The organism is Psychrobacter sp. TAE2020 (assembly GCF_018919485.1).
Taxonomy (GTDB): Bacteria; Pseudomonadota; Gammaproteobacteria; order Pseudomonadales; family Moraxellaceae; genus Psychrobacter.
The window spans coordinates 2,587,555-2,602,200 of sequence record NZ_JAHLMU010000001.1; the positions used below are offsets into that span (position 1 = coordinate 2,587,555).

The window sequence follows — 14,646 nt, forward strand, 5'->3', positions numbered from 1 at the left end:
AAGCAACATTATGACCATAATCATGAGCCATAATGCCGCTATATAACAAAATGCTTGAAGAATAACAAAGTTATGCCTAGTCTGCCATAAATTAAGGTTTTTTGCTTAGTATTAATCGGCAACAGCTGTTAAGAATTATGCATTAGTAGCGAAACACTAGCGCAAGTTAACGTTTATCCAAACGAGTGGCTAGCCAATTACCAAAGGCTTGAATAGAGATGACCATCACCGACAACATAATGACGATAAATACCATCACCTCAGTCTGATAACGATAATAACCATAGCGAATAGCCAAGTCACCAAGACCGCCACCCCCAATCATGCCTGCCGCTGCTGAATAAGACAGCAGACTAATACAGAGAATAGTTACCGACAGTACTAGTCCTGAGCGTGCCTCATTGAGGAGGACTTTGATAATAGTGAAGGGGCGTGCACCCATCGACTCTGTGGCTTCGATAATACCACGCGGGACTTCACGTAAATTCTGCTCAACCAAACGTGCAAAGTAGAACGAGCCAGCAATAGCCAGTACTAATGAGGCGGCAAAAGGACCAATACCCGTACCGACGATGACCTTAGTAAAGGGACTCATAGCGATCATCAAAATCACAAACGGAAAAGCACGCATAAAGTTGGTAATACCGCCCAGTATACCGTATAGCGCTTTATTTTGTAAAAACTGCTTATCGCTAGATAAGAATAAGAATATCCCAAATAGACCACCGATAAGAATCGCAGCAGTCGTGGAGATACCTAGCATAATAAAAGTATCAAGGGTTGCTTGCCAAATCTCTTTGCGCAAGGTCAACAGTTTCTCTATCGAGGCGGATAGTTCAGCGCCAGTTAACATCGTTATTTCTCCTGGCTCATTAGTCCTCAACGACTAGGGCTTTGCCGATTGAGGTAGTGGCTTGAATTAGGCCATCGTGAATAGGGGCAACTTCCAGTAACTGTCCTTGATGAAGCAAGGCAGCACGATGACACAAGCGCCGAATAACGCTCATTTCATGAGTGACAATGACTATAGTGACCCCCAACTGCTCATTGATATCACGCAAGCAAGTCAGCAAACTACGAGTAGTCGCTGGATCAAGGGCACTAGTAGGCTCATCAGCTAGCAATACTTTGGGACTCGGAGCGATAGCGCGAGCAATACCAACACGCTGCATTTGACCACCCGACAATTGAGCCGGGAAGTGACCAGCCCGATCGATTAGATCAACAATCTCTAAGCACTGCATCACTCGTTTATTGATATCTCGACTAGGATAGCCTGAGACCGTGAGATTAAAAGCCACGTTATCATATACCGTACGATTGGACATCAAGTTGAACTGCTGAAAGATCATCCCTATGTTATGCCGAGCAATACGTAAATCACTGGCAGACAATTGAGTCAAGTCGACACCGTCGATGATCACTTCACCACTATCAGGACGCTCAAGCATGTTTATTAAGCGCAGCAAAGTTGACTTACCAGCACCCGAATAACCCATCAAGCCAAAAATCTCACCTTGCTTTATAGCTAGCGATGTAGGTTCAACAGCAGTAAACCAATGCGCTTTACCATCGGCACCCTTTATGGAGCGATCACTTATAAAGCTTTTAGTCACATCATTTAGGACGATCATGTCACTCATTTCAGGCTCAAAATTCAGTAGATTTTTGGACAGTTATTGATAGTGCAGTGAACCTAAGCTAAGTTTCAGCTAACCGCTTACCAGTCACTCTCAATAACGAGATAATAGGGGGCAATAATATAGCATATTATGTAGGGTTTTGGATATGATGATTGGTGACTGGCAGTAGGGATAGGTTAGCCTGTTAGGTCATGGCTATCATGGTCATTATAATTGTAATCAGGATCGTGCCGCACCGGTAATACTACCAAAAACCGCGTATAGCCATTGATAGTATCAGTTGTAATACGGCCTTGATGGGCAGTGACGATTTGTGAGACTAATGATAATCCCAGACCCGACCCTTTTTTCTTTTGTTGTAGTCGTACAAAAGGGCTAAAGATTTCTTCTCGTTTAGCTTCAGGAATCCCTTCACCTTCGTCAATTACCGCCAGCACTACATATTTAGGTAATGGGCGCATAGGTTCAGCTTTGGACTTTTTTAAGTGCTTTTTAAACAAGCTCTCTTTACGAGGAATGTTAGTAGTGTCTTCTGGTGCTTTGGTAGTTTCAGCTTTATGTGCTTTCACCAGCGACTTATCATTAGTTTGATTAGGCTTAATACTGTCATTTGAGCTGTTGTTTTTGTTGATAGACTCGTCATCATAGATCACCGTATCTATCAAGGTTGACGGTGACGCTGTTGATCGCGAGGCTAGAGCTGATTGGGCACTAGCATCATTACTATAGTCAATAGCATCAGAGTGATCGCTGTTGTCAATAATATCAATATCATCTGTCAAAGTCTCGCCATTGCAATAAATAACAGGTGCTGGCAGTATATCGATGCCTATAGAAGACTCTAGGGACTCAGCCTTAAGCTTATCACGGTTATCTTTAGCCTGTTGATTATTGCTAGTAGCAACATCAGTAACTTGCCCATATTCGCTAGGTTTTGATGGCTCAGCTTCAGTAAACGAGTCATCGTAATGACTATAATCTGAATTATTATAATCAAGCAAACTGTTAGATAATAAAGACTGCATCAAGTAATCAGGGACAGTATCGGCTTTATCGATACTTTGCACCCCATATAATAATATGGTGACTGGCGGCTCGCCATGCAGCATAGCATTAGTCAATAAGTTACGAATCAGGTGAGTCAGCATAGCGGGTTGACCATCGATGACGATATGCTCACCAATCAAAGTACTCTCAGAGAAATGTTGGCGCTCTTGATTGACTAAGTCGTATAAGTCTAAGGTCTCTATTTGCTGCATCACATGACCCGCATCTAAACGGCTGACTAGCAAGATACTCTCGACCAAATCGTTTAGACCCGATAAGTCACGATTGATGGCTTGAGCCCGTTTATCAAATTTTGCTTTATTATCGCTGGGCAGTGGCTCAGTAAGCATATCCATCATTTCGATTTGCAAGCGGATACGAGTAATAGGGGTACGCAGCTCATGTGAGGCATGGGCTAACAGTAAGTTATTAGCGTTAATTAGGTGTTCAATCTTTTGCGCTGCTTGGTTAAAACCACGTGCTAGCAGGGCAATTTCATCATTACCACTAGCATTCACTCGGACGCTAAAGTCGCCATCACCTAACTGTCCCATCTGCTGACTCATCTGATTGATACGCCAAGTCATCGAACGGGCAATCCACCACAGCGCACACGACATGATCAATAGGAGCAATAAGGTACCAGTGAATAAATTTAGTGCAGCAGACAACACAGGCTTTTTGGGCGGCAAGCGTGATTCGTATAGTAAAGTGTAGCCAGTACTACTATACACCTGAGCTTGTTGGGTCGGCGGGGTATCTACAATGGAAGGAAAAACGCGAGATAATAAAGAGGGCATTGCTGGCAGCTCTAATGGCAAATCGCTATTATCAGTCTGCATCAACAACTTACCTTGGTTGTCATATAAGCCCATTTTGGCTTGTAGCGACTCATCAAAGATATCGAAGCTTTTTTTCACTACTGCCAACATAAAGCGTGCTTGCAGTCGATTTTCTTTACTAACTGAGACATTGAGCTCTTGTAAAAAAGGGTCTATTTGTCCTAAAATTTGAGTCGCTAATACTTCAGAGCGAATACTAGCGTCTTTGTCATGTACCAATTGAGTTAGCAATACCATTGCTACTGCAAATAAGATAAGTGCCAGCATGACGCTGGCAAATAGTCTGGCAAAAACAGAGTGAAACCCCAATTGTTGCATTAAGTAGTCTCTATTATCATAAGCTCAGATCAATTTTTAGTCCTTAATAACCTTTATTATAGCGGTTATTGAGCCTTAGTTTAATATTTATTAAACTTGATCAGTAGCGAACTGATAACCGACACCACGTACGGTAATAATGCGTTTTGGTTGGCGTGGATTATCTTCAATCAGCGCACGCAGGCGTGAGATGTGCACATCAATAGCGCGATCTATATTGTCTGAGCTATCATCATTAGGCATCGCTTGCCATAACTGTTCACGATTAAGCACTTTGCCAGAATGAGTGGCAAAATAATGTAGTAACTGAAACTGATGGGTAGTTAGGCGCACTGGCTGCTCATCGATAGTGACTTCATGACTATCAGGATAGACACTCAAACGACCAAAAGTTAAGCTATCTGAATGGCTTTCTGCTTGATTAGGCTGCTCGTGACGGCGGATGACAGCACGAATACGTGCTAGCAGTTCACGTGGCTCAAAAGGCTTAGAAATATAGTCATCAGCACCCATCTCTAGCCCTAGGACGCGATCGGTAGTATCGCCTTTGGCCGTTAGCATGATAATAGGTACTTTATTAGTCATATTGTTCTTATTGCCACGAACCTTCTGACAAACTTGCATACCATCCATATCTGGTAACATCAAATCTAAAACTACTAGATCTATATCACGCTCCTTGGTATCTAAGATATCTAAACCTTCTTGACCAAGACCAGCATGATGAACGTCATAGTAATTCATAGTTAAGTAATCGCTGATCAATTCAGCTAAATCTGGATCATCTTCGATCAATAATATCTGCTTGCTCATAAGGGGTCCTATAATGTAGTGAGTAATAGTATAAGTATTAACGGTATCGTCTATAAAAATAATTAATGAGTCAACTGGCTATGGTTATATCTTTTGCTTTTTTATCGTAGTTTTTTTTCTATCTGGCTGTTAATACAGCTGTAGGCTTTGATCCCACAGTCAGAGTTACTGCTATCTTGCCGAATTAACACCTCAGCAAACAAGACTTGGTTTGTTACTAATTCTACACCATGTTACAGCTGCTGCTATTAAGCACTATAGCTTGACGATTAATAGTGCTGCTTTTATTGATAATAATAGACTCAGCGTTAAGAAATGATGACTTTTTTACCAGCAGATTTCAGCGGTAGTTCTGCTAAGCAGATCAGGCTATCGTTATTAATACCAGCGATCAGATAGCGATTAGCGATAGGGTCATATTCTATAACTTCTACTGGTTGACGAGTGAGGCGTTGGTCTTGTTGAATGATCCAGACGTTGGCTGTCAAAGGCATGATAGGTCGATAAGGGGCAACTTTTAGCGCTGACAAGTCGACATCATGAATAGCGCTTTCAGGAACGATAGTCCCTACTTCTATCTGTCCATAGTCTACCTGACCATTCACTGCTACATTAGGTTTGAGTTTGCCACGGCTGGCTTCATTATCGATGATATGCACATACACTCTCAGTTTATCAGGGCTATCACTAACTAGCAGTTCACTGACTTGTCCAGTGAATTTATCATTCATACCTTTTCTGGTGAAGTTGACGTTTTGGCCTACAGAGAGTTGTGACTGCGCTTGCATAGGCACGGTCGCGATGAACTGTAGATTATTATCATCCCCTAAACGCAGCAACGGAGTATTAGCCTCTATTTGCTGAGCCGCTGCTATGTTCAGTCGATCTACCCGGCCAGTAATAGGCGCTTTGACAGTTATCAGCTCTGCGGTGGTTGCTTTAGACGACGAGGGCTGACCGACTCCTATTTCATCAGTTACCTCATTATTTTGAGCCGGTTGTTTAAGCGCCTGACGCTGTACTACGAATAGGGGCGTTCCAGCATCCACCCATTGTCCCTCAGTCACTAATACTTGTTGCACTATTAGCGTTTGGGCTGACTTAAGACGAGCTTGTTTTATGGGTTCAATGTCACCTTGCAACCCTAAACTTGGTTGATAACGTGAAGGTTTGATACTTAAAATATGATTTTGACTCATAGTCACCGTCTCAGCATCAGCGACGATAGGCGAGGTTTCACTGTTAGGAGCAGTAGTAGAAACTTCATCAGCGGCTGGCTGACAGCCGACAATAAATAGCGTGCTTAATAGCAGCAGGCTATTTTTGCGATGCGGTGATGTTTTTTTACTAGCTAGCATACTAACTCTCATCTTCACTACTACTCTTATCATAAACGTTATTTAATTATATAGGGAAAGCGCAAGGGGTGAAACCAAACTGACTACTTCAATTTGCAATTAAATATTCTCAGTTTCTCAGTTTATGTCAGTACTGCCCAAAGTAGAAATGATTTGTCACTAGCAATCGCCACTACTATTAAGCCAATTGGTCAAATATTGAGGGGCTTATTTTATTAAGGTATTTGAATATTAAGATAATATGAATGATCAGTTTAGAATTTCTCTTAAAATTACGAACCAATTAAATGTTATAGTTGTGTTGATATAAGTGGACTATAGTCTATTATTAATGTGACGATCAGCAACTATATTATTAACAATAACGGCTTCAACTCGTCTTAAGCTACGGAAAAAAAGCTATTGACCAAATATAAGTAATTTTTATAGTCAATAAAAATACTATTAAAAATGAGCTATTGTTCATAGGATAAAGACAATGGAAAATAATTTTGAAGGTTTAAAAGTGATGGTTATTGACGATTCAAAAACCATACGCCGTACTGCTGAAACTTTGCTACAAAAAGCAGGCTGTGAAGTGGTGACGGCTGTCGATGGCTTTGATGCCTTAGCAAAGATTGTAGATACTAATCCAGACCTTATTTTTATCGACATCATGATGCCACGTCTTGATGGCTACCAAACTTGCGCCGTTATTAAGAACAACCCTGCTTACGCCAGCAAGCCAGTCATTATGCTGTCTTCTAAAGATGGCCTATTCGATAAAGCTCGTGGACGTATTGTTGGTTCTGACGAATATTTGACTAAACCTTTTAGTAGAGACGAGCTGTTTGAGGCGATCAATCATTACTGTCAATAGTTAACGGTTTGCTTCTTCTAGCACCAAGGTTACCAGCTTCAATACCCCCTAAGTATTGACAGGTATTAAATACCTTGGGCTGTTTAATTATATATCTTCAAAGATATCATCGACAATTAAGGAATTCCCATGACAACGGTTCTAGTCATTGACGACTCACCATCTGAAATAGCAAAATTTCGTGACATGCTTGGCAAAAACAGCTATCAAGTCTTGGAGGCAGTTAATGGTGAGCAAGGTTACCAAATGGCTACTGAGCATTTGCCCGACGCTATCTTGATGGATGTGGTGATGCCAGAGATGAATGGCTTTCAAGCTACTCGTAAAATAACCCATGACAAAACTACAGCCCATATTCCGGTGGTGATAATCAGTACCAAAAATCAAGAGACTGACCAAGTTTGGGGTAAACGTCAAGGCGCAAAAGAGTATTTGACTAAGCCTATTGATGAATCTGAATTGATGCGGATTATGCGTATGGTAATGGAGTAAAGGGTGTCTTCTAGAGGGTTCATTGAACTACTGCGTCTAGCAGACTTAGCTCAAGCACGTCTTAGTGGCCGTCAAAGCGGACAAGATTATGACTGGCGAGGGGTGGTATTTGAGCTTGGTGGTCAGCGCTTAGTTGCCCCTATAAGGGAGGTGTCGGAGGTGCTTACAATGCCTGAGTACACTCGTATGCCGCTAGCGCAACCTTGATTATTAGGTGTTGCTAATGTTTGTGGACGTTTGTTGCCACTGACTGACTTATGCAAATTATTATCAATACCCAGTCAGTTGCCAAAAATGAACCAACGTAAAGTGATCGTTATCGATCATCATAGCTTATTCTCCGGATTAATCGTCGATCGAGTGTTGGGTATTGAGCAGTTTACTCGTCAACAGTACTGTGCTGAGTCTATAGATATTCATTCGCCATTTGCTCTTTATAATCATGGCAAGTTTCTAAAAGACCAACAGGGTTGGTTTATTTTTATGCCAAGTTTATTAGCACAAGACCCACGCTATAGTGATGCGGCGATATAAAGGAATAACCACAATGAATGATATGACGAAAAGTGCTGTACTTAGGGTTAATAAACCTGTGCTTGCTACTGAAGAAAACGATAATAAATGGAAAGTTTTATTAGGTTTTTTTGCCTTAGTCAGTGGGGCTTGCTTACTATGGATGATCCATTCTCTAAATTCAGTAAGTCAGTATCTAAGTGATTTTAATCAAGCGGTCGTACTACCGTCAGTAGTGTTTTTATTAGGCTTGGTGTGCGCGGTATATGCTTTAGCTCAACTATTCAAACAGCGGGGTAGTAGTGAGCGGGATTTGATTGAAACAGAAACCTTACGTCGTCGTCAAGAGGCCGAAATAGAGTCGGAACGTGCCCGCCAAATCCAACAGGAAAATGAGCGTAACCAGATGGCTATTTTGCGCCTACTAGATGAATTGGGGGATTTAGCAGAAGGGGATTTGACGGTTAACGCTACTGAATCAGCGACTGTCGCTGAGCGCTCTGTTGCTATTGCTTATAACGGAGCAGAAGTAGTACAGCGTTCAATCGAAGGTATGAACGTTATTCGTAACCAGATTCAAGAGACCTCGAAGCGTGTTAAACGCTTAGGTGAGTCATCACAAGAGATTGGTGATATCGTCCACTCGATTAACGACATTGCCGATCAGACCAACGTTTTGGCACTGAATGCCGCTATTCAAGCATCGATGGCAGGCGAGGCTGGACGAGGATTTGCGATAGTTGCTGACGAAGTGCAGCGTCTGGCTGAGCGTTTAGCCAAAGCGACAAAACAGATCGAGACTTTGGTTAAAACCATTCAAGCTGATATTAGTGAAGCAGTGAAGCAGTGAAGCAGTGAAGCAGTGATGTCGATGGAGTCTACAACCTCAGAGGTTGTGCATGGTGCGCGTTTGGCAAAAGATACAGGTGAAGCCCTAGAACAAGTACAAAGCGTCTCTAATACTCTGTCCGATCTGATTCAGAACATCTCCTATGCTGCACAGCAGCAAGCGCAATCAGCTGGTCAAATCTCCAGCACCATGAACGTTATTCAAAACATCATTTCACAGATCTCTTCAGGCACTATGGCGACCGCCCGTTCGGTAGGTGAGTTGAATGAAATGGCAGGAACATTGCAACAGTCGGTTACGGGCTTTAAGTTATCGAACAATAGCTAGACTGTAATGATAGAAAATAGAGCTTTTATGACAGTATATATAGGCGCTAAACAACCAAATATGCGACCGCTTAGAGCTATTTGTTAAGTCGTCAATGTTGTTAAATTAACAGTATTGTTGGTTCATAAATACAGTCGCTAAAAGAGACAGCTGGCAATAATTAGTGTTTTAATAAGTTAGGATAGTCCTATGCAAACCCAGTCAAATAAAATTGTGATGCTTGAATGGCTCCTGCCGCTACTCGATCAGCAACTAGCGCAAGTATCCGATGGCTGGCAACATAGTAGTGTTGCTGCTGAAACTATGTCAGCGAACTATCAACATGTTACTAGTACTTTAATGATGGCCAATCTGCCAAGGTTGAGCTATTTAGCCAGTAAACTGAGCCAGCTGGCAGCAGTGGCTGAGCACAATTTGTTGACAACACGCTCAAAAAGTCTAGGTTATTTTGCCCATCAGCTGCTCAGAAATGAACTAATCTATTATGTACAGAGCGGATATTATCGTCGGATGGTTATCGATAGTACCATTACTGAGATTAGCCAAACGCTATCGTCCATAGGACAGTTAGAAGCAGCAAGATTGGCTGCGCCAGATGATAATAACTATATAGATGATTCTCAATATTTAGATAAGTCGTTGATAAATCAAAGTGCTACTGATGTCTTGCGTTATGGTGATAGTGGTGAGGTAGTAGCCAGCGGTGAGTTGCAGACAACTGCTACTGAGTCCGATACTGAGCAAGCAACAATCCATAAGGCACCAGTAGATGACACTAGTCGTAACAGCTTTATTGCTCAAGCTACAGAGATCATCACTGACTTGCAGGATTTTTTCCCAATTTGGGCAGAAGAGCCAAAAGATACAACCGCATTGACTGAAGTTAGACGAAACTTCTATACGCTACAACAGTCTGCGCAGAGTGTCGATGCTGATAGTATTAGTCATTTGGCGGGCCAGCTTGCTGAGCTGTTAGGGCAAGTATTGGCTGAGATTCAGCCGTTATTCACGCTATGGTGTCAAGACCCTAGTGAACTTAAAAAACTGGTAGATATTCGTCGTGGCTTTCATATCTTAAAAGAGTCAGGACGCCTGGTTGGTGCTAATTTTAGCGCCGAGCTGGCAGGATCAATTAAACATCTGCTTAATCGGTTATTAGCGCAGAGTATTAGCGCTTCTAGAGATATTGAGCAGTTAATTATGGATGTGCTGGGCTCTTATCCACAGCTGCTTACTACTTTTGCTGAAAATAGAGAAGACTATCTAGCTGACGTGCTGCTATGGGTCGCTTGTGCTAATGCTTATAGCCAAAGTAAAGCGCAAGACTTTAGCTACTATGCTTGGGGTAAGCAAAGGCTAATAGCTAGGGCGCAACTGGTCAGTGATATGGATATTATCACCGTTAATGAGCAGACTGATAGCCATGATAATGCTAGTCTACAAACGATTTATTCTGTTAACGAGATTATGGCGGAAGCAGTTGTAGTAGTCACCCCGCAAAGTAAGGAAGAGCAGGCCTTTTACCAAGTATTTAGCGAAGAGGCTCATAGTTTATTACAACAGATCACTGATTTTGTGCAGGCTAATGAGCAGCAGAGTCAGGTTGAAGTGAGCGATCAAATTTTCCGAGACTTTCATACTTTGCGTGCGGCCTCTGGCTCTAGCGCTTTGCTAGCTATTAGTGAGGTCAGCGCTACTATTGAGCAAAGTTTAGAGCAGCTACAACAGTGTGATATACCTATGACTTCGCAGCATTTGCAGGCCCTTACCCCATCGGTGGCATTGATAACCAGCTATTTGAGTCGCTACGATAAAAACATACAACAGCAAGCCAATACTGTTAGTGATGATCCACAAGGCTATCAAGATTTGGCCTCTCTACAAGCTATACTCGATGACTATGAGGAGGAGGCGCTAGTCAATGACCGTCTATTAAACATTACTCACTTATTAGACGGTGATATTGATGCTTTATTAGATGCTGAGTGGCAGTTAGATGCTGCACCAACTACGCAATCAGAACCAACAGCAAATGCGCTAAGTGCTGCTAATGATTTACAGCGAATCCATAGTTACATTAGCCAGATGCGCCAGCAGATTGTACAACTAACCGCAAAGACCGGACAGTCACCGAAGTTCACCATTTTGCTCGCAGCTTTAGATAATGCGTACGCTTATCTTGATAACCAGCCAATGAGAGCGACTGATTCGCAGGTGCGTAAAGCCCTGTTAAATGGTCATGCGCAGCTGGTCAGTTTACTCGATGCCTTAGCAGGCAGTATGTCGCTAAAGATTGATACGCAAGTAGTTGAGAACTTATATGCTATTAGTAGGCAAGTCGGGCAAGCTACTAGTGAACAGCCAGCAGAAGTAAACCTTATAGTGCCAAAAAGCCAGTGCTCTATTGAGCCATTAATGGTAAATGATAAGGATAGGCAAGGGCTAGACACGGTAAAATATGCTACCAGTATCAAGCAGCTGATTGCTGACTCATGGCCGAATGGACAACCCGACCCTGATATTCTAGAGGTTTATTTAGAAGAAGCTGATGAGTTAATCAGTAGTAGTAATAACTATCTACAGCAGTTTTTGCTACAGCAGTTTTTGACTGATGATCAAGACACTGAGGCTCTACAATCACTACAGCGCAATTTGCATACTCTCAAAGGGGGCGCTCGTATGATAGCAGCCAATGGTATTGCTGATTTGGCGCACGAGATGGAGACGGTGTACGAAAAGCTGGCCAATCAGCGCCGGCCAACTACCAAGATGCTGTCCCAGCTACTTACTGCTTGCTATGACTGGATAGTTGACGCTATTTTTATTCTTAGGCAACGAGTTAATCCGTATAGGCCAACAGCATTGATTGAAGTATTAAAACAATTTAGTGCCGATCCTGAGGGATTAAAGCAAATCCCTAATCACTCATTGCAAGCGCAGCGTGACGCTATTATAGCTGCTAAAGCTAAGCGCAAGCCCCAACAGTCGGCTACTAGTATTGATCAGATGCCAGCAATGACGGGTGGTTTTGCTGAGCAAGGCGAAAACAATGGTAGTACAGAGATGATTAGTATCTCAAGTAGTTTGGTCGAGCAGATGATTAATCTATCTGGTGAATCAGCGATCAACCGTGCTCGTATTGATATAGGTATGACCAGCTTGACTACTAGTATCGAAGAGATGGGTACTACCGTTCAGCGTTTGGCCGATCAGCTGCGCCGTATGGAAGGTGAGCTTGAAGTGCAGATACTGGCACAGATCAAGGAAAAGCTGCTTGATAATAAAGACTTTGACCCTTTAGAGTCGGATAAATATTCATCGTTGAATCAATTGTTTAAATCTTTAAGCGAATCGGCTTCGGATTTAGTCGATATTAATAGTACTTTATTAGAAAAGACTCGTGATAGTGAAAGCTTATTATTACAGTTATCGCGCACCCAGACTGAGCTGCAAGATGGCTTGATGAAGTCGCAAATAGTGCCTTTTACACGTCTTACCCCTCGTCTTGAACGTATAGTGCGTCAAACTGCCAACGAGCTCAATAAATCTGTCGATCTAACTATCATCAATGCTGATGATGAAATGGATAGAAATATTCTTGAGCGTATAACTTCACCGCTTGAGCACATGCTCAGAAATGCAGTTGATCACGGTATCGAAGACACGCAAACGCGCTTACAAGCTGGCAAAGACCGTAATGGTCATATTACTTTAGAGGTACTACGCGAGGGTAGTGAAGTGATCATTCATCTCACTGATGATGGTCGCGGTATCGACGTTGAGGCAGTACGTAAAAAAGCCATAGCCAAAGGCTTGATTGATAGTAACGACGATACGCTTAGTGACTTAGATGTGATGCAGTATATTTTTAATGCTGGGCTTAGCACTACTGAGAAACTGACCCAAATATCTGGTCGTGGTGTGGGTATGGATGTAGTCATTAGTGAGATTCGTCAACTAGGCGGCATAGTATCCGTATCATCTGAACCTGGACAGGGCTCGCAGTTCACTATGCGAGTACCTCTGTCGGTGGCCATCTGCGATGCTTTAGTAGTGCGAGTAACTGATCATTATTATGCTATTCCACTAGTACAGATCGAGCGGATAGTAAGAGTCAATCCAGAGCAGCTTTATGACTACTATCAGTCAGGAGCCGCGACGCTAGCTATCGAAGACCGCGACTATCGCATTCGTTATTTGAACGAGATACTCTCAGGTAATAAGTTTAATGAGCTGCTGGTTACTACTAATACTAGCTTACCTTTGATTATCATTAAGAGTCGCACTGGACAGAATCTTGCCCTACAAGTGGATCAGATTGCTGGCTCGCGTATTGAAATAGTAGTTAAGCCTTTAGACCGTCAGCTATCACACATAGCTGGTATACCTGCGGCTACTATCATGGGTGATGGCTCAGTAATGTTCATCTTAGACTTAATAGCGCTAATGAGAAATGCACCGTTGCGACGAGTGATAAATCTAGTGCTTACTGCTGATCAGCTTAGCATGACAGTACAACCTACCATATTAGTAGTTGATGACTCAGTAACGGTACGCAAAGTTACCTCACGCTTCCTTGAGCGTCAAGGTATCAAAGTACTTATCGCTAAAGACGGGGTTGATGCTATAGAGACTTTACAACAGACTACTCCAGACTTGATATTGTTAGATGTTGAGATGCCACGGATGGATGGTTTTGAAGTGACCACTCAAATGAGACATAGCAAGCACTTGCAACATATTCATATTATTATGATCACTTCACGCACGGGCGAAAAACATCGTCAGCGTGCGTTTAAGATTGGTGTCGATGACTATATGGGCAAACCTTTCCAAGAAAAACTACTGCTGGAAAAGATAAAGTCACTGCTAGGTCATAAAGTAAGCTTAGATTATCAAGGATAGCTTTATTACTGTTGGTTAACTCCTTAGCCATTGAAACCTTTGAATTCATTGTGAGTAGCTTATGGACCAGATCATAAAACATTCATTTGAAGCCGTCAGCCTATTGACTACTGACAAAGGGAGGTTAGACGTTACCCTGATTCCTGCTCAGAATCAGCCTGACTGGCTTATACCCAGCAGTCTTATTCTTAGTATCAATAATCATCAGCAATGGACTGATCGTTATTGGTGGCAACAGCAACAACTACCAGTCTTTCACCTGCAAATGCTTGAGCAAGCTGTAGATAAAATAATTATTCTAGAAGGTAACACTGCTAAGCAGCGCATTGCTTTACAGACTGCAGGAGAGTTGCGCCAAATACAGTTGTGTATCTCTGAAGTTCGAGATATAGTCTTACCACAAAATTATCAGCAAACGTCTACTGCGGATAGTATTGCGGATAGTACTATTGATACTAGTTATCAAAGCTATACAAGCTCAGAGCCTACTATTGAGCGCAATGCGCTAGATAATAACTCTGGCGACTATCAACAATTAACAGAAGAGAATATACTCAGTTATTTATTCCAAACGGTAATGGTTGATGAACAGCCTTATCTAATAGCTGATTTGGATAAAATTGCTCATCAATTGCTTGCAGCAGTTGATTGATTACAATGCCTAAGCCAAATAGTCACA

9 protein-coding genes and 2 pseudogenes are annotated in these 14,646 nt (G+C 42.3%); 6 read left to right on the forward strand and 5 right to left on the reverse strand.

Annotated elements, in window-relative coordinates:
* Nucleotides 1–166: 166 nt before the first annotated feature.
* The 5 genes from KPY62_RS10600 to KPY62_RS10620 all read right to left on the reverse strand — a co-directional run bounded on the left by KPY62_RS10600 (nt 167) and on the right by KPY62_RS10620 (nt 6,021).
* The gene (locus KPY62_RS10600; RefSeq protein ID WP_216581953.1) at nt 167–853 is read right to left on the reverse strand and encodes a methionine ABC transporter permease; all 687 of its coding nucleotides are present in this window, start codon (nt 851–853) and stop codon (nt 167–169) included.
* A 19-nt stretch (nt 854–872) separates the two neighbouring features.
* Nucleotides 873–1,643, reverse strand: a complete 771-nt coding sequence (locus tag KPY62_RS10605; RefSeq protein ID WP_216581954.1) for a methionine ABC transporter ATP-binding protein — start codon at nt 1,641–1,643, stop codon at nt 873–875.
* Nucleotides 1,644–1,819: 176 nt separating this feature from the next.
* Nucleotides 1,820–3,850 (reverse strand): ATP-binding protein, encoded by a 2,031-nt coding sequence (locus KPY62_RS10610; RefSeq protein WP_216581955.1) that lies wholly within the window; start codon nt 3,848–3,850, stop codon nt 1,820–1,822.
* Between the two features lie 90 nt (nt 3,851–3,940).
* Nucleotides 3,941–4,663, reverse strand: coding sequence for a response regulator transcription factor (locus tag KPY62_RS10615; protein WP_216581956.1), 723 nt, complete (start codon nt 4,661–4,663; stop codon nt 3,941–3,943).
* A 308-nt stretch (nt 4,664–4,971) separates the two neighbouring features.
* Nucleotides 4,972–6,021 (reverse strand): efflux RND transporter periplasmic adaptor subunit, encoded by a 1,050-nt coding sequence (locus KPY62_RS10620; protein WP_228730660.1) that lies wholly within the window; start codon nt 6,019–6,021, stop codon nt 4,972–4,974.
* 478 nt (nt 6,022–6,499) lie between these two features.
* On the opposite strand from KPY62_RS10620, the gene pilG reads away from it, so the two are divergent.
* From pilG to KPY62_RS10655, 6 genes and pseudogenes are all read left to right on the forward strand, one after another.
* Nucleotides 6,500–6,880, forward strand: coding sequence for a twitching motility response regulator PilG (gene pilG / locus KPY62_RS10625; RefSeq protein WP_216581958.1), 381 nt, complete (start codon nt 6,500–6,502; stop codon nt 6,878–6,880).
* Between the two features lie 129 nt (nt 6,881–7,009).
* A complete protein-coding gene (locus tag KPY62_RS10630) occupies nt 7,010–7,372 on the forward strand; it encodes a response regulator (protein ID WP_216581959.1) in 363 nt (120 codons plus the stop codon).
* 102 nt (nt 7,373–7,474) lie between these two features.
* Nucleotides 7,475–7,906: pseudogene (locus tag KPY62_RS13795) on the forward strand (chemotaxis protein CheW).
* Between the two features lie 334 nt (nt 7,907–8,240).
* Nucleotides 8,241–9,062, forward strand: a pseudogene (locus KPY62_RS13800) (methyl-accepting chemotaxis protein); the annotation flags it as partial.
* Between the two features lie 189 nt (nt 9,063–9,251).
* Complete coding sequence (locus tag KPY62_RS10650) at nt 9,252–13,967, forward strand: response regulator (protein WP_216581962.1); 4,716 nt, start codon at nt 9,252–9,254, stop codon at nt 13,965–13,967.
* Between the two features lie 61 nt (nt 13,968–14,028).
* Nucleotides 14,029–14,619 (forward strand): hypothetical protein, encoded by a 591-nt coding sequence (locus tag KPY62_RS10655; protein WP_216581963.1) that lies wholly within the window; start codon nt 14,029–14,031, stop codon nt 14,617–14,619.
* Nucleotides 14,620–14,646: the final 27 nt, after the last annotated feature.